Source organism: Providencia alcalifaciens DSM 30120 (assembly GCF_000173415.1).
In the GTDB taxonomy this organism is placed as follows: domain Bacteria; phylum Pseudomonadota; class Gammaproteobacteria; order Enterobacterales; family Enterobacteriaceae; genus Providencia; species Providencia alcalifaciens.
The window spans coordinates 279337-295309 of record NZ_ABXW01000004.1; the positions used below are offsets into that span (position 1 = coordinate 279337).

Here is a 15973-nt window from a genome sequence, read left to right on the forward strand (position 1 = left end):
TTTTTAATAATTTATATTGGAAATAAAAATAATAATGTATAAGAAAAACTATTTTTCTTATTGCCAACTATTTTTAATTTTTATCGTACTGCATGTAAATAATTCCGTTGCATCTGAAACTATAAAGAGTGAAGTACCATCGTCAATTAATTTTGATCTCGACTCTTTAAAATCACTAGGGTATGGAGCAGAAGTTGCAGAATTTTTTATGAAGGGTAATCAGTTTTTACCTGGGCAACATGATGTCACCATAAAATTAAATGGCAGTAATGAATATGCCGCAAATGTTGAAATCAATGAAAGTGGCGAACTATGCCTTACTGATGGATTGATGAGTAAACTGAGATTAAAAAAAATTAACCTAAAGGAAGGATGCAATACCTTTGGACAGATATACCCAGATGCAAAGATTGCATTACATCCTAATACATATCGTATCGATATGGTGGTTTCTGAAGATAATATTGATCAGAAACTACAAGGTAGTGAATTAACTTACGGTGGATTTGGTGTGGTGAGTAATTATCAATTATATGGGATGCATATTAATGGTGATTATAACCAGCGTTTTTACCAAGGCGAATTTGAAACAGGAATCAATTGGCAAAATTGGGTTTTGAGAAATAATAGCAGCATTTCTGTTGGCGATTCAGACTCACAATATCAGTTTAATGAAACTGTGTTATCAAAGAGCATCGAGTCTTTAAAATCGTTGTTAGATATTGGTCAGCTCAATACGCAAGGTGCATTTTTTGGTGGAACGTCGATTGATGGTGTTCAGATTTATTCGGATAGCTCTTTGCAAGCGACGAATGTTTTAGTTGTTCCTGTGACCGGGTTTGCCAGCACACCCTCAACAGTTGAAGTACAGCAAAATGGTCGATTGCTCTATCGCACGATGATACCAGCAGGACCTTTTGAGCTAAACAGGATTAATAATGTGGTGATTGGCTCACCGTTAGATGTCACTGTGATACAAGACAATGGTGAGAAACAGCAGTTTCAAGTGGTGACAGCAAACCAACAAAATGCAGTTTCACCAATGAGTTATCAATTTTCACTTGGGCGATACCGTAGCCGAAATGATCAGCAAACGGATAAGCCAATTATTAATAGTGCAGAGATAAGCCAACAATATGGTGTATCAAATTATGCCGCAGGAATTCTCTATTCAGAGCCATTCCAGGCAGTCAGTGGGCGAGTGAATTCCTATTTCGATATCGTGACCCCTGTTTCTATAGGGATGGGGGTACAAAGTGCTCGAAATAATGAAAAACGTGGAGAGCAAATCGATTTCAATAGCAATATCGCATTTGAAAAAATGACATTAGGTGCATCCGTTTTATATCGAACGAATCAGTTTCCTATGTTAGATAGCTCATTATTAAAAAAGTCGCCAGCTCAGGATGAGCAACAAAAAACGAATAAATGGTTTAGCGGTGAAGTACAAACATCGTCCTCGTTATTTACAAGTTGGGGAGATGTTACTTGGGGACGTTTTAGCGCTAACGTTAGTCATAACCATTTTTATGGCAATAAATCCGATACGGTATTTTATTCCATTGGTTATGGCAGAAAAATTGCAGATGTATCTTTGAATGTGAATTATCAAACTGGCGATGACCAAGATAGCCGCATTTTTATTAATGCATCAATGCCGTTAGGTAAGAAAAAAAATATCAGTATGCAAAGCCAGCACTACCAAGATAAAAACATGGTCATGGCGAATTACAACCAGCAAGTTAGTGATAATTTGAGGTATTCAGTTGGGGCTGGCCGTAATGATAAAGTTAATGTCGTTAATGGAAGTATTAATAATACCAATGCGTATAGCAATATTTCGTTGAGTGGTTCCATGTCTCAGAATAATACGCGCTCCATTACCGTCTCTGCATCGGGTGGCTTGGCGTATTCCGATGGGTTATTTGCAATGTCCTCCGTCCCATTAGGAGACACTTTTGGTATCGTTTATGTGCCTGATGAACCGGGGGTTAGAGTGAACACCATGGGAAGTGGGACAACGATAACGAATCATTTCGGGACAGTGGCTATTTCATCGCTGCCGAAAAACCAAAAATCGACAGTGCAATTAAATACAGAGAAATTGCCATTGAATGTGCGTTTAGATACCACTTCATTTGATGTGGCAGCTGCGAGAGGCTCCGTCATCACGAAGCGTATTAGTGCAACGACGATGAGGCAATTATTACTGAGTATTAAAATGGCAAATGGGGATGCCGTTCCTTTTGGTGCCAGTGTGCTAAATAAAAAAGGTGATTATATGGGCGTCATTATGGGAGAAGGGAATCTATTATTAAGTAATGAGCAAATTGGTGAGGATATTATTTTACGCTCACCCAACTCAGATGATTGCATTATTAAATATACCGTGCCGGAAATATTTTCCGCTGAATCACTTTATGAAGAGGCAGATGCTATCTGCCATTAATCTTACTATTATTGAATACAAGTTTGAGGTTTAAATGAAAAAGTTAATTTATACAACAATTTTAGGCTTAATTGGTTTAATTAGCGTATCTGCTAAAGCAAGTTTCCAATTAGAAACTATGACCGTTATTTTAGATGCTGGTGAAGAGCGCAAAGTATTTAGTGTAAAAAATACATCGAAAGTGCCTATTTTATTATCAACGAAAGTTTCTGATCTGGATGGTTCGAAGCCTATGGCAAAAGACGTAATGGTATCACCGCCAATTGTTCGTATTGAGCCAAATGAAAGCCAGCAAATCAACTTTGTTTTAAAGAAAGGGTTAGAGTTAAAGCAAGAGGAAATCTTACGTGTTTCTTTCCAAGGAGTGGGGGCGGTTAAACAAAACTCAGCAAAAATGCCGATTCGTCAAGATGTGGCAATGTTAATTACACCGACTAATGGTCTGCTAAGCCAAACACCATGGAAAAATATTACGGTTAACCAAAAAAATAATCAGCTGACGTTAACGAATACGGGTAACCAAGTTGTTCGTTTATCCCCGTCTGTAACTGTATTACCGAGCCATGAGGCTTACTCAATTGACCAGTTTTATTTAAGACCGAATGAAAGTAAAACCATTGATGTAAAAAGTCAGGCACAAGAATTAGTGATTTCACCATTAAGCCGTTACGGATTTAAAAATTCAAATGACGATACAATCAAAGTCACTCATAACGAATAATGTTTTATCTATCAGATGGATCGAGAGTCAATAGGTTGGCTCTCTCGTTCCAATATAGGGAGATATCTAAAATATGAAAAATGCAGATGAAGACAGTAAACCGGAAAGTAATATTTACTCATTTATAATAGGCAAGGAACTTCGGTGTATTCGTAAAAGAAAAGGATTTTCTGGTGCAAAGATTGCCAAGCAATTAGGTATTTCTCAACAGCATTATTCACGGTATGAGTGTGGAAAATGCCGGATCTCGGTGGATACATTATTAAGTATTCTTTTTGTTTTAGATTTTGACTTCGGTGATTTTTTTAGTGAGTTAAGATTTCAATTGAAAAATCATCAAGATGAACTTCCAGATGTGAAATTAAATGATACCCATAAGGATATCAAAAATTATTTCGAAAAAATAAGTTAAGTTTGTGACAGCCTATTGTTATAGGCCACGTAGGAATTCCTATTGTTTAATTGCTTAGCAAAGTTCTCTTTTTCTCTATTAATTTGATTTATTAATCCGCCAATTAGGCGGATTTTTTTAATGATTAGCAAGGGATAATAAAAATGTTGAAGATATTTAAATAAGATTACTGAATGGTCGTAATATACTCTGCGTTCCAAACATATTCTCCAGCGTTATCTGGGCACAGCCCTTTCAAACGGGTCTCAATTTGTTTCTCTTTTTGCCCTGCTGGCATTTGAATAACTTGGGGTTGTTTATTGAGAATACTTTGATTATCGAGAGTAATATCAAAACTATCAGGTAAATCATTAGATTTTACGGTTAACTCCATTCTTTTATCTTGCCCTATATAGCCCACAAAACCTACCGTCAAAGGAATAACGGTTTCTAGTTCTTGATTGGGGAAACAAGACTTTAAATCAACAATTGCAGGTGCGCTAATATGGGGATACGCCTCACTAGATGCCATTAGATTTACAATCGTATAAGATACTTCACGAGGTCGAAATTTAATTTCAGCAGCAATATTACTTACAGCAGTGCAGTATAGTGTCCATTTGTCACTGTTAAACCCCGTGAGACTTCTAAAGTTTGCATATGTATTTACAGTGTTATTACCACTATAAAATGTCATTGGGGTGTAACTAGCATACACACCCAGTTTTTCGTCGTTAAATGTTATCTCAGCGGCATAAAGGCCATCATTAGAAGCATTATTTTTCATATCATCAAAACTTCCCCAACATGACGATCGTAATGCGCCTGATGTGTTATTGTCATTTATATAGTCGACAGTAAATCTGAATAGCGTTTTATTAGCTTGAGATGACATTTCCTCTATAGACACATTTTGAGTTTCTTTTAGAATAAATATTGTTTCTGCATAAATAGATAGCGGAAATAATGAAACGATAAAAATAAATAACTGGCGCAATGTCTTGACCTTACTGGTTAATCCGTAATTTACATCGGCTCGATAGTGATGGTAATCTGCCCATTGACTTCACCAACCGGAGTGCTTGTGGTAGAAGCCACCTGTGGGATGACGGTTATCGGTGTTATATTTCCATCTTTGGTAATATCCCAATTCAAGGTCGCTGTAGTCGACGATAAATTAATATCTTTATCATTAGATTTTAAGCAGTAGCGCATAAAATCGGCATTAGTTTTAATGCAGGATGCATCGGATTCTGTGACTTGGAATGTGTATTTATATTTATCGGTTCCAGAACATGTAGCAGTCAAATTAAAGGTTTTCGCGTAGTCTGTTAGGTTATCCCCAACGTGTTTTCCATTAAATGCAGAGCTCGGAATATTATCTAAAGAAACAGTTTCAGGCGCATCCAGTGTACAACCTGCCAAAACAGTGGTTTTTATTTGAACTATTGCATTGGCACTTTCTGCAATGGCTAAGTTAATATTGGTACCTCCGACAACGCTAGCGACCAAAATTAAGTTAAAGAATTTGTGGGTTATGAAGTTCATATTAAGCCTTTTATTTAAGTTAATGTTTAAAATAGTTTTGTTATTGCCAAGATTACTGGCAATTAACTTCGAATCGAATTAATGATTGCTGATCTGTATTTTGAGGTAGTGAATAGGTGGCTCGGCACTGATTTTCATCATCATGTCCCCACTTAGCGATGAGTTCGCCTGAAGGTTCTAGCCCAGACAAATAAACCTGACCATCATCATTCACAATGGATGTTTGATGCCCAATTGAAATTAAGGTACCGAAAGGCAGATTTTTGCCATTTTTTACAATGCGAACCAGTGCTCGAGCACCTTGACGAGTGACAAAATTTGCTTTGACGATAGCGCCGCGAGTGGGCACCGTTGTCAGAACGCTGTTTTCAATTTCCGTTTGTTCATCTAACTCGCTACTGTCTAATGCAACGCGGTTTAAACGATATGGGGTTGCGTAAGGTTTGATGGTGTAACCGAACCAATCCGTCTTAACGCCACTCGTGTGCTCAACGGGGATATCACTGGCTCCGGGTGCCGAAATCAGAATATTGGTCTCACCAAGAGGCTGGCTAAAAATGACACCGTCAGAATGTAAAGTCACTGCGCCCGAAAGACCCGTTGAGATCTTGCGGTAATCCTTGCCGTAGCTATAACCCACTTGTGTATTTCCATAGCCACCTTGATACGCTAAGTTGAGGTTTCCGTCATTTCCATTACTTGAGGAATAACCTTGAGCTACGTTCCAATTCAGGTTTTGTTGTGGCAGGAAACTTCCGCTTAGGCTAGTTTGCTGGATTAACTCTCCTTGGTTATCATGGTTTGCACTATAAGAGGCATACATCGGCGGCGCTCCTTGAGGCAACCATTTTTGCAACGGAATGGAGACCGTTAAGAAAATATTCCTATCTGTCGTTTTGACATCGTACTGATCAATATTTTTATTTAGCCCATATGAGAGTGTGTAATTGATATCGCCAATTTGGCTACTTAGTCCTGATTGTATGGAAACAGAGCTGCCATTTTGTTCCCAAAAACTTTGGCGGACTCCTGTTAAATAAATAGAACCAATGCCTGTTATTTTTTGTGAAATATTGGTTTGTATTCTTTCGCGCTTGTTATTGTAAAGATTAAAGTAATCAGTATTGTTGGTTCTAAGTTCCCCATCGGAATCAACACTTTCATTCTGGGACAACCAACCGGACATTCGATTCAGTGACGTTTCTTGTAAGGTGTAATAACCCCGAGTTGAATATCGATATCCGGTTAATTGAATATTCGTACCCGTTTCAGGGAATGCGCGTGCGTAGAGAAATCGCAATGATTGCCCTTGATAGCGGCTCCCATCGGTTAATTGGCTATTTGCATGGGTAATATCAGCTGAAAATGCCCCCCATGCCCCTAAGTTAAAGCCTGTACCAATTGCACCGGACAGGTAGTTTTGGGCATACTGAATGCCACCATAAAGTGTGGTTAATGAAGATGCTCCCCAGATAAGCGTAGTTTCGCCAAATTGGGTTGTATCATAATGGCTGTTATCAGAGCGAAATTCACCGGCGGTTAGGCTATAGCTCATTCGACCTTCTCGTAATAGCACCGGAACAGAGGCATAGGGCACGATAAAGGATTGAATATCACCGTTAGCTTCAAGAATACTGACTTGCAAATCACCGCTTGAGTTCAAGGAATTTAAGTCAGTAATGGCAAATTCACCCGGCGCGACATTAGCTTGGTAAATTAAATAATTATTTTGACGAATCTCAAGGGTGGCATTACTGTTTGCAACACCTCGAATAATAGGCGAAAACCCTTGTTGGCTTGCTGGATACATGCTTTCGTCAGTTCTTAATTGCACACCGCGAAAAGTCAGTGAATCGAAGACTGTGTTATTGGTTGTGCTATCCCCTAAAACTAATCGACTACGCCAAGGAATGATCCCGCGTTCGACATAGCTGTTTAGATATTGCCAGTGGCTTTCTTGGTTATGCTTGCTTGTATAGCGAGTCCATGTGCGGTTGTCTCGATACCGCCAACTACCTATATTGATGCCATTTCTTAGGTTTAAGTAAATGTTTTTACTGAAATCATGCTTATATTGGTTATCTGTAATACCTAATGTATAGCTGGTAAATAATGCATTAATTCCGTCATCCCATTGGTTTGTTGAAATTTCATCTTTGGCTACATTACTTAACGCTATCTGTGGAATACTGATATTTAATTTCATTTTAGGGAAATCAAATTCGGTATGCGCATTAGGGATCAGTTGGACGATATTAATGCACTGATCACTCTCTGATTGAGTGAATGCAGATGTTTCCGTGTTCACTCCCAGTTCAGTAAGATCTTGTTTGGTTAACAGCGGCATCAACCCAGTAGGGTCTGTTGTTGTAGATACATGTGTATGTTGCTCTTGGCAGTGCTGTTCTTTAACAAAAGCCATGTTTCTTCTGTATTTAAGATTACCATTTAAATAAACATCAACGTCATAGGTTCCTGGCAATTGTGAACCTTGGTTTTCAAACGTGCTTAAGTCTGCAATATGCTCTGCATCAATAGAAATTAAAGAGGAGGGAAAATAGTAATCTTTCCCGTCTTGGGCATAGGTATTTGGTATGACAAAAAGGCAAATAAATAAGTATGAGGGCATCAAATGGTTATTTATGATTTTTTTGTATTTTTTGAGTGAGACGAACATAGAAAACCTTATTTCCATTTGAAATGAAACTCATTGATTTTTAATTGAAAATGGCAGGCTTTGGCGGTGTAACGCCACCAAAATCATTGATTGAACTAAATGTCAGTTTATTGATGTTAAATCCATCTGGAGAGTTAACTTGAATATCACTAAATGGCGCTATCATGACGGTTGGCAACTCTTTTTTGTCTGATTTAAGATCCGTTAATGTCATGTAATAAGGTGATGGATTGGATATTTTAATCTTTTGATTATCTACCTTGCTAAATCGAATAAGACTTATTGCTTCTTTAGGTGTGATCTTTAATCCTTTTGGGCGAACAAAAAGTTTAATGCGAGTCACTGCCGCAAGAATTAATGCATTTTTATCAGACAGTTCATTTCTATCAATAGATGGAATAGCTTTGACATTGAAATAAAATAGAGATTCTTTATCTGTAGGTAATTTTTCACCTGCATAAACTAAGCGTATGGTATTTTCATTTTTTGGTGCGCTAGTAAATAGCGGTGGCGTAGAAATAAAATCATTTATTTTATTTCCTTTTGCATCTTCAATCCATGTTTGAACTAAAAATGCTGATTTATCTGAGGTGTTCCGAATACCTGTAGTAATTTGCTTACTTTCTTGTGGATAAATAATTCGGGTGCTATCAAGTGTTATTCCACCGGCAAAACACAGTGAAGAAAAACCAAAATAGAATAGCGAAACTAGCCATTTATAAAAATGACTTGTTTTGGGTAATGAAAACATAAAAACTCCGGAAATAAATAATGCGCACCCGCTATGACACGGGTGCTAAGACAGAAATATTACTGGTAAGTAATAGTGAAATCGGCAGATGCGTTAGCAGAACCCGCAGTGACTTCATCCGCTAATGCGATGTACTGTGCTTGGAAACGTAATGTGCTATCACCTTCATTCAGCTTAACCACATCCGTCGCTTTTAAACCATCAACATTCACTAATTTACTATTTTGTAAAATTTGGATACCTACGCCAGTCGCTGTTATTTGCCCACCTTGAGAAGCGACAGGAGCAAGAATTTTTTCTTCGTCAGGAACAGTAATACCTGCGAAAGTCAGAGACGCATTTTTGAATGTTTCGGTTGCACAACCCGTTAATTTAATATCAAAACCAACAGGAGAAGAGACTGAAGATTTACCGGTGAAGGCATCTTGACGGTATTGACCTAAATTAACGGTTTGTGAGGCATCGTCATTATCAATAACACAAGGGGTATTCACAATGGCACCTGCAAAATTCACAATGCCACCACCTACAGTAACTGGAGTTAATGTAGGCGTAGGCTCTTCTGGCTGAGTTTCTGCGAATGCAGTGTGAGATAAAGCTAAAGAAATAGGTAATGCGATAGCGATTAACTTGAGTTTCATTATATAACTTTCCATTATAAAAATTTTAAAAGGATTTAATTACTTGCTTGGTACTTGCATTTAAAATGACGCATGCACTCCGAAAAATACATTTATATATTTTTGAGATTGCCTACATTAATTACACCGTCAGTTTCTAACTCTTCGATAAGTAAATCGAAAAGCCTATTTTGCTCTGGCTTTATTATTTTGTGACTGAATTCATCAAAAGGAATATTCAGAGCATTCAGCAGTATTAAAATATTTTGAATGCTTAAAGTGGATACCCCTCTTTCATATCTTGATACTTGTTGCTGACTTACTGATATTAAAGATGCTAATTCCTTTTCAGATAATCCTTTGCTTACTCTTGCATTCCTAATAAAGTTTCCTATTTTTTTGTTTAGTTTCATTATATTTATGGTTAGTGGTTACTTAGATTGGTTAAATAAGATTTATATAATTAGATGATTTCAAAGCGAGGCGAATTGTAGATAGGTTAAATAATGATGTAAATACTCAAAATATGATGAAATATAATGTTACATTCTATTGAAATAAAACATTGATAATATCGCCTTTAAAGTTACTCTTTTTTTGAGTATATTTGGTGGTGAAATAAAAGAATGATTGAGTAATGACATAGATTAATAAATGAAATCTATTTAATGATCGATAGATGAAATAAAATGATACAATATAAAATATTTTCTTTCACTTTATGCTTTTTGTTACTCATTAAGGGTGTTTTTTGAGGTGAGAAAATTAAAGGGAATGACGTTATTATAAAAAAATGAATTTGTTAAATACTAATAGATACAATTCATTAGCTATGAATTTTCAATTGTAAGTGAATATTTATAGATATCTTAATGAAAATAAAATCCTCACTAATTACATAATACAGAGTGAGGATTTTTCTGGTAAATAATACTTAACAATGAACATGATGCATTAATTGTTGTTGAGCTTTAGCTATTCCCGCTTCATACCCTTCGGGTTTCATATCCAAACCCTCAGCATAGATAAACTGAACATCTGTAATGCCCATTAAACCTAAAACGGATTTCAAATAAGGTGTAATTGCATCGGTTTCTTGCCCATAGTGAATGCCTCCCCGAGCACTAAATACCAGTGCTTTAACATTTTCCACTAAGCCCAGCGGGTAGGTTGCTGTATAGCGGAATGTTTCTCTTGCTCTGACGACTAAATCAAACCAATTTTTTAATTCAGTCGGTACGTTGAGGTTATACATTGGTGCACCGAGGATCAGTAAATCACTCTCTTTTAATTCCGCAATTAACTGGTCTGAAAGTTCGGCTGTATTTTTTAAATTATGATTGTTAATCTCTGCACCTCTTAGTGCAGCAAAACGCGCTTGATTCAGTACTGGTAAGGGTTTTTCTGCCACATCATGTTCGATAATACAATCTTGATATCCTTGGGCTTTACGTTCATCCAGATACTGTTGAATTAAGGTATTTGTTTGAGATGCTGCACCATTAATACTGGATTTTATAACTAAGATTTTCATGGGGTTCTTCCTTATCAATTTAAGATGTAGCAAGTATATCTGGCTTGATAAGTGGACAATGAGTGATATTCTTTCCTTATATTGTTTCCATTTGAGCACCAATATGAACAAATTAGATTTGAACTGTTTACCTATCTTCATTGCTGTGGTTGAAGCCGGAAATTTTTCAGCGGCAGCAGAGCGTCTACATTTAACGCGATCAGCCGTTAGTAAAAGTATTTCACGATTAGAAGGCAGTTTAGGTATTGCACTGTTTCAGCGAACGACTCGTCAACAAACCTTAACCAATGATGGCATGGTGTTGTATGAGTATGCGGGCAAGGCTTTGAATGCACTTCAAGAAGCCTCAAACTATTTAGAAAGCGGTAAGCGTAATGTTGAGGGGAAAGTGTGTATTACTGCACCTCGATTATTGGGTAATTTATATGTTGTTCCGTTGCTGGTTGAACTGATGAAGTTATATCCAAAACTCGAAATTGAAACGGTATTGAATGACCGTAACGTGGATTTACAGCAAGAGGGTGTTCATGTTGCAGTTCGAGTGGGTAAACTCGCCGATTCAAACCAGTTGATTGCCCATGAAATTGGTTACCATAAAATGATTTTTTGTGCGTCGCCGAGCTATTTAGCGGAACATGGTATTCCCCAGCAACTTTCTGAATTAGATAAGCACCAGCTGATCGCGTATACACAGGCTGGAAAAATTTTGCCGTGGCATGTTTTTGATCAGAACCAGCAAGCGCATCGTTATTTACCTATAAGCAAATTAGTGATGGATGATATGCAAACCATTATGTTTGCAGCCTTAAATGGTGCTGGGATTGCGTATTTACCTCAATGGTTAGTCAAAGAAAATATCAAGACAGGTCATCTAATTGAGATTTTATCCATATATCAAAGTGCTCGTTATCCTATCTCAGTCGTATGGGTAGCAACCTCTTTTTTACCGTTAAAAACGAGGGTGGTTATTGATGCGATTCGTGAAAAATTACCCCTGAATTTGACATCAGAATAGACGATTATAAACAGTGAGTCTTCTCACAGAGTGAGGGTTTTTATTGAACATGTCTTGCATGTGGTGAAATTTTAATTCTATATTCGTTATAAGTTATGAAATTTAATTTCTTAAAAAATCATAACGATTTCGTTATAAAAACACCATTGATGTTATTCGCACATTATAAAACCGATAAAGTGAGGCAAGGCATGAAATTAACGACCCTATTTGCAGCAACAACTTTGTTAGTGACCGCCAGTGTGGCAGCGAAAGAGTATCCCATCCATCATACTGCACAGATTAAATCCCTAGATGATGCCCAAAAAGCCGCAGTCTGGGAGCAAGCTGAAGTGCTCACTGATTTTGTCTACCCGTGGGAAAATGAGACACCACCTAAAACCGATTTTCGTGCGTTGTGGAGCGACAATGCGCTGTATTTCCGTTTTATCGCGGACGATAAAGATATTCAGCTAGGTCAAAATACTGATAAAGATCAGGCGGTATTAGATTCTGATCGTGTGGAATTATTCTTTGCGACGAGCCCTGAATTAAAACCTTACTACACCGCAGAAATGGACCCATCAGGGCGTACCTTTGATGCGAAAGCGAATTTTTATCGTGAAGTCGATCCTAGCTGGAATTGGCAAACTTTAAAAACGGTTGGGCAAATCACGCCAGAGGGGTATGTGCTAACGGGAAAAATTGACCTTGATGAATTGACGCAACTGAATCTTTGGCAAGACAGCGATAAGAAAACCTTGATGTGTGCCATTTTACGCGGAGAATTTAGTGCCGGTGAGCCGAAACAAGTACGTAAGTGGATCAGCTGGATCAAACCAGACTCTGTGAAACCTGATTTCCATATTCCTTCAGCCTTCGGGAGCTGTAAACTCGTCAAATAGCCTTCATCCGGTGGTAGCCTTAAGCGGTTTATAAAGTTGCCACCGGTTTTTCAATTTCTTTTATACCATTGTTGTGAGTTCAATCACGTAAATCATCCTAAGTGAATAACTTGTTATGATTAGAATTGAAATTAATATTCATAAATAGTATTTTTCTATGAAATATAGTTTCAGTTGAGGTGATGTGATGTCAGTAACCGAAAATACGCTTAGCGATTGTTTGAACAATGAACTTAATCAGGACACATTGCAGTTTTCTCGTTTAGATACCTTATCCATGCTCACCGTGATCAATCAGGCGGATAGCACCGTCGCGACAGCATTACATTCCGTGTTACCTGAATTGGCGAATGTGGTTGATGTGATTGCTGAACGTTTAAAACAAGGTGGGCGGATCTTTTATGTCGGAGCTGGCACCAGCGGGCGATTAGCGGTATTGGATAGCGCGGAGTGCCCTCCAACATTTGGTACCTCGCCTGAGATGGTGCAATCAATCATTGCGGGTGGGCATTCCGCGATGTTAAAAGCAGTTGAAAATATTGAAGATTCAACGGAAGCATCTGTACAGGAATTGCAAGAACGCGGTGCTACGGAAAAAGATGTGATTATCGGTATTGCAGCAAGTGGGCGGACTCCATTTACCTTAGCCGCGATTGAATATGGTAATCAAATTGGCGCATTAACGGTGGGGATCACGACACGTGGACACGGCTTATTGAGTGATTTAGCGCAATATGCCATTGCACCGGATGTCGGTGCTGAGGTGCTTTCTGGCTCTACGCGAATGAAAAGTGGTACGGCACAAAAAATGATTTTAGGCATGTTAAGCACTTGCGTTATGGGGCGCTTAGGGCGAATTCATACCAACTTAATGGTCGATGTAATGGCGAGTAATATCAAACTATTGCGTCGGGCTGAACGAATTGTTGGGGAAGTTTGCGGGATTGATGTAGATACGGCGGCAAGGTTATTAAAGCAGGTGGATTATCATCCACGCCGCGCCATTTTAATGTATGAATTGAATATTACTGCACAGCAAGCGACAGAAATTGTTCAGCGCAACCCGAACACCAGTTTGGATTCGATGCTAAACAGTCATAGCGAATAGCATAAACATAAACAGAGTCATGACTCAGTCAACACCGGGGAAATACTATGGCTAATAAGATAGAACATCTGGAAGTGCTCGCCAGAGAAATAGAAAAATACGCGGGCGGGTTTGAAAACGTGGGTACGTTAACACATTGTATGACGCGTATCCGTTTGGTTTTAAAAGATAACAGTAAATTTGATGCCGATGCACTCAAGCAAGTGGAAGGGGTGAAAGGCGTTGTGTTTAATGGTGAGCAACAACAAGTGATTGTTGGTATGGGAACCGCTGCAAAAGTTTTCTCCGTCATGAATAAACGCATGCAAAATAGTGGCGTAGCGAGCGAGGAAAGCAGCGCTTTGACACCAGAGAAAAAATCTTTCTCCATTCGTCGTATGCTTAATACGCTAGCTGCCATTTTCGTACCCACTATTCCTGCATTGATTGGTTGCGGTTTGATTATGGGGCTGATTAACATTGTACGCTTAGTTGCTCCTGGTGTTGTGGAGCAGTTCCCTGAACTATTTAAGTTATTAAAGTTGATTGGTAGCGCAGTATTTACGTATTTATCCATCATGATTGGGGTAAATACAGCAAAAGAGCTAGGTGCATCGACATCGATTGGTGCTGTCATGGCGGGGCTTTTAGCCATGCCAGGCTTAGCGGATATCACTTTATTTGGTGAAAAGCTGCAACCTAACAGTGGTGGGATTTTTGCGGTACTGATGGTGGTGGTCTTCTCATCTAAATTTGAAGTGTGGTTTAGAAGTATCATCAAAGAGAGCCTTGATTTGATTGTGACGCCATTCGTGACTATTTTAGTCTCTGCGATGGTGGCATTGGTTGTTTTTCAACCGGCGGGACATTACCTTAACCAAGTCTTAGCTCAAGGGGTTTCTGTTGCATTGCTCAATAGCGGTGGCGGGGCAGTGGCAACTGGCGGTATCTTAGGCGGAAGCTTCCTGTTCTTATTATTAACCGGTCTACACCAAGGCTTGATCCCAATCCATGCGGAAATTTTGCAAACATTTGGCTTGAATTACTTATTCCCAATCTTAGCGATGGGCGGTATGGGGCAAGTTGGCTCGTGTTTCTGGGTATTATTAAAAACCAAAAATCAGCGCTTAAAGAAAACCTTAGTGGGGGCTTTACCTGTCGGGATCTTTGGTGTCGGTGAACCATTATTATTTGGTGTTTCATTACCATTGGGCAAACCGTTTATTGCTGGGTGCATCGGGGGGGCTGCGGGCGGTGCACTGATGGCATTCTTCCATGTCGGAATTATCATCCCATTTGGGACTGCTGGATTGTCGTTAATTCCGCTGGTGGGTGATGGGCAAATTCTCGATTTTCTGATTGCTGTTGCAGGCGCATGGATTGTCGGTTTCATTGCCAGTATGATAATAGGCTTCAACGATCCAGAAAAATAATAAGAAGGTATAGCCATGTCAGCATTGACTGTAAAATTGGAAAGCTTATTGACGAGAGGCAAAGGCACGGAACAGCGCATTGCGCAGTTTTTGCTGGAGTATCGCGACAGCCTTGTTGCGATGAATGCCGCAGAATTGGCTCAAGCAGCTGGTGTCAGTAGTGCATCCGTCATTCGTTTTGCAAGGCAAATGGGCTACCGTGGCTATCCTGAATTTAAAGTCGATTATTTATCGGATGAGAAGCAGCACAAAGCAGAAAGTTTATATGGCAATCTGAGTCGTAATGACGATACGGCTCAGATTATTGCCAAATCAGGGCAGCTGTTTATTAGTGCCATTGAAAAATCGTTAGAACTGTTAGAACCCGCTGCGGTTGATGCTGTTGCTCAAAAACTGGTTGAAGCGAAACGCATCGTGCTGTTTGGTATTGGTTCATCAGCGATTGTGGCGAATGATATTTTCCATAAATTTATCCGCGTCAATAAATCGGCTTTATTTAGCCCAGATTTGCATGTGCAACTGAGCTACTCGGCGAATTTAGGTGATGGAGATTTAGCTATTGCGGTGACCGCTAGGGGTAATACACCTGAAGTGAACCGTATGCTGAAATCCGCTCACGATAATGGCTGTACCACTATCGCCTTAACCCGTTTTGGGCAAGATGATGCGGCGCGCCTCGCGGATTTAATACTCCCTTATTACTATGATGAACAACATTCTCAGTTGGGGGTAATCACCCCTCAAGTGTTGCAGATGGTGATATTCGACACACTATTCTTCAAATACTTAACCCTTGCTAATGAAGATGCGGACATCGCATTGCAAAAAGGTCGACAAGCCGTTACATCGGCAGGATAAACCAC

15 protein-coding genes are annotated in these 15973 nt (G+C 39.0%); 8 read left to right on the forward strand and 7 right to left on the reverse strand.

Going from position 1 to position 15973, the window contains the following annotated elements; all coding sequences use genetic code 11:
* Positions 1-34 precede the first annotated feature (34 nt).
* The 3 genes from PROVALCAL_RS01720 to PROVALCAL_RS01730 all read left to right on the forward strand — a co-directional run bounded on the left by PROVALCAL_RS01720 (position 35) and on the right by PROVALCAL_RS01730 (position 3582).
* A complete protein-coding gene (locus tag PROVALCAL_RS01720; protein ID WP_006657345.1) occupies positions 35-2449 on the forward strand; it encodes a fimbria/pilus outer membrane usher protein in 2415 nt (804 codons plus the stop codon).
* A gap of 34 nt (positions 2450-2483) precedes the next feature.
* Positions 2484-3170 carry a fimbria/pilus chaperone family protein gene (locus PROVALCAL_RS01725; RefSeq protein ID WP_006657346.1) on the forward strand — a complete coding sequence of 229 codons (687 nt, stop codon included), beginning with the start codon at positions 2484-2486 and terminating at the stop codon, positions 3168-3170.
* Between the two features lie 73 nt (positions 3171-3243).
* Complete coding sequence (locus tag PROVALCAL_RS01730; protein ID WP_006657347.1) at positions 3244-3582, forward strand: helix-turn-helix domain-containing protein; 339 nt, start codon at positions 3244-3246, stop codon at positions 3580-3582.
* A gap of 166 nt (positions 3583-3748) precedes the next feature.
* Here PROVALCAL_RS01730 and PROVALCAL_RS01735 read toward each other — a convergent pair whose 3' ends face one another.
* The 7 genes from PROVALCAL_RS01735 to PROVALCAL_RS01765 all read right to left on the reverse strand — a co-directional run bounded on the left by PROVALCAL_RS01735 (position 3749) and on the right by PROVALCAL_RS01765 (position 10691).
* The gene (locus PROVALCAL_RS01735) at positions 3749-4558 is read right to left on the reverse strand and encodes a hypothetical protein (RefSeq protein ID WP_006657348.1); all 810 of its coding nucleotides are present in this window, start codon (positions 4556-4558) and stop codon (positions 3749-3751) included.
* Between the two features lie 29 nt (positions 4559-4587).
* Positions 4588-5109 carry a hypothetical protein gene (locus tag PROVALCAL_RS01740; protein WP_006657349.1) on the reverse strand — a complete coding sequence of 174 codons (522 nt, stop codon included), beginning with the start codon at positions 5107-5109 and terminating at the stop codon, positions 4588-4590.
* Positions 5110-5161: 52 nt separating this feature from the next.
* Positions 5162-7804 carry a fimbria/pilus outer membrane usher protein gene (locus PROVALCAL_RS01745; protein ID WP_006657350.1) on the reverse strand — a complete coding sequence of 881 codons (2643 nt, stop codon included), beginning with the start codon at positions 7802-7804 and terminating at the stop codon, positions 5162-5164.
* Between the two features lie 22 nt (positions 7805-7826).
* On the reverse strand, positions 7827-8537 hold the full coding sequence (locus tag PROVALCAL_RS01750) for a fimbria/pilus periplasmic chaperone (RefSeq protein ID WP_006657351.1): 711 nt from the start codon (positions 8535-8537) through the stop codon (positions 7827-7829).
* Positions 8538-8596: 59 nt separating this feature from the next.
* Complete coding sequence (locus PROVALCAL_RS01755; protein WP_112860829.1) at positions 8597-9178, reverse strand: fimbrial protein; 582 nt, start codon at positions 9176-9178, stop codon at positions 8597-8599.
* A gap of 92 nt (positions 9179-9270) precedes the next feature.
* Positions 9271-9570 (reverse strand): helix-turn-helix domain-containing protein, encoded by a 300-nt coding sequence (locus PROVALCAL_RS01760; RefSeq protein ID WP_006657353.1) that lies wholly within the window; start codon positions 9568-9570, stop codon positions 9271-9273.
* Positions 9571-10091: 521 nt separating this feature from the next.
* On the reverse strand, positions 10092-10691 hold the full coding sequence (locus PROVALCAL_RS01765; RefSeq protein WP_006657355.1) for an FMN-dependent NADH-azoreductase: 600 nt from the start codon (positions 10689-10691) through the stop codon (positions 10092-10094).
* A gap of 103 nt (positions 10692-10794) precedes the next feature.
* On the opposite strand from PROVALCAL_RS01765, the gene PROVALCAL_RS01770 reads away from it, so the two are divergent.
* The 5 genes from PROVALCAL_RS01770 (at position 10795) to PROVALCAL_RS01790 (ending at position 15968) form a co-directional block, all read left to right on the forward strand.
* Positions 10795-11706, forward strand: a complete 912-nt coding sequence (locus PROVALCAL_RS01770; protein WP_039861403.1) for a LysR family transcriptional regulator — start codon at positions 10795-10797, stop codon at positions 11704-11706.
* Between the two features lie 191 nt (positions 11707-11897).
* Positions 11898-12590 (forward strand): carbohydrate-binding family 9-like protein, encoded by a 693-nt coding sequence (locus PROVALCAL_RS01775; protein WP_224050870.1) that lies wholly within the window; start codon positions 11898-11900, stop codon positions 12588-12590.
* Positions 12591-12777: 187 nt separating this feature from the next.
* Complete coding sequence (gene murQ, locus PROVALCAL_RS01780; protein WP_006657357.1) at positions 12778-13698, forward strand: N-acetylmuramic acid 6-phosphate etherase; 921 nt, start codon at positions 12778-12780, stop codon at positions 13696-13698.
* Between the two features lie 47 nt (positions 13699-13745).
* Positions 13746-15110 carry a PTS transporter subunit EIIC gene (locus PROVALCAL_RS01785; protein ID WP_006657358.1) on the forward strand — a complete coding sequence of 455 codons (1365 nt, stop codon included), beginning with the start codon at positions 13746-13748 and terminating at the stop codon, positions 15108-15110.
* 15 nt (positions 15111-15125) lie between these two features.
* A complete protein-coding gene (locus PROVALCAL_RS01790; protein WP_006657359.1) occupies positions 15126-15968 on the forward strand; it encodes a MurR/RpiR family transcriptional regulator in 843 nt (280 codons plus the stop codon).
* Positions 15969-15973 lie beyond the last annotated feature (5 nt).

Bases quoted from the DNA above. Each gene is read 5' to 3' on its own strand.
- PROVALCAL_RS01720 (WP_006657345.1), top strand. From the start codon at position 35: ATGTATAAGAAAAACTATTTTTCTTATTGCCAACTATTTTTAATTTTT.
- PROVALCAL_RS01725 (WP_006657346.1), top strand. From the start codon at position 2,484: ATGAAAAAGTTAATTTATACAACAATTTTAGGCTTAATTGGTTTAATT.
- PROVALCAL_RS01730 (WP_006657347.1), top strand. From the start codon at position 3,244: ATGAAAAATGCAGATGAAGACAGTAAACCGGAAAGTAATATTTACTCA.
- PROVALCAL_RS01740 (WP_006657349.1), bottom strand. From the start codon at position 5,109: ATGAACTTCATAACCCACAAATTCTTTAACTTAATTTTGGTCGCTAGC.
- PROVALCAL_RS01745 (WP_006657350.1), bottom strand. From the start codon at position 7,804: ATGGAAATAAGGTTTTCTATGTTCGTCTCACTCAAAAAATACAAAAAA.
- PROVALCAL_RS01750 (WP_006657351.1), bottom strand. From the start codon at position 8,537: ATGTTTTCATTACCCAAAACAAGTCATTTTTATAAATGGCTAGTTTCG.
- PROVALCAL_RS01755 (WP_112860829.1), bottom strand. From the start codon at position 9,178: ATGAAACTCAAGTTAATCGCTATCGCATTACCTATTTCTTTAGCTTTA.
- PROVALCAL_RS01760 (WP_006657353.1), bottom strand. From the start codon at position 9,570: ATGAAACTAAACAAAAAAATAGGAAACTTTATTAGGAATGCAAGAGTA.
- PROVALCAL_RS01765 (WP_006657355.1), bottom strand. From the start codon at position 10,691: ATGAAAATCTTAGTTATAAAATCCAGTATTAATGGTGCAGCATCTCAA.
- PROVALCAL_RS01770 (WP_039861403.1), top strand. From the start codon at position 10,795: ATGAACAAATTAGATTTGAACTGTTTACCTATCTTCATTGCTGTGGTT.
- PROVALCAL_RS01775 (WP_224050870.1), top strand. From the start codon at position 11,898: ATGAAATTAACGACCCTATTTGCAGCAACAACTTTGTTAGTGACCGCC.
- murQ (WP_006657357.1), top strand. From the start codon at position 12,778: ATGTCAGTAACCGAAAATACGCTTAGCGATTGTTTGAACAATGAACTT.
- PROVALCAL_RS01785 (WP_006657358.1), top strand. From the start codon at position 13,746: ATGGCTAATAAGATAGAACATCTGGAAGTGCTCGCCAGAGAAATAGAA.
- PROVALCAL_RS01790 (WP_006657359.1), top strand. From the start codon at position 15,126: ATGTCAGCATTGACTGTAAAATTGGAAAGCTTATTGACGAGAGGCAAA.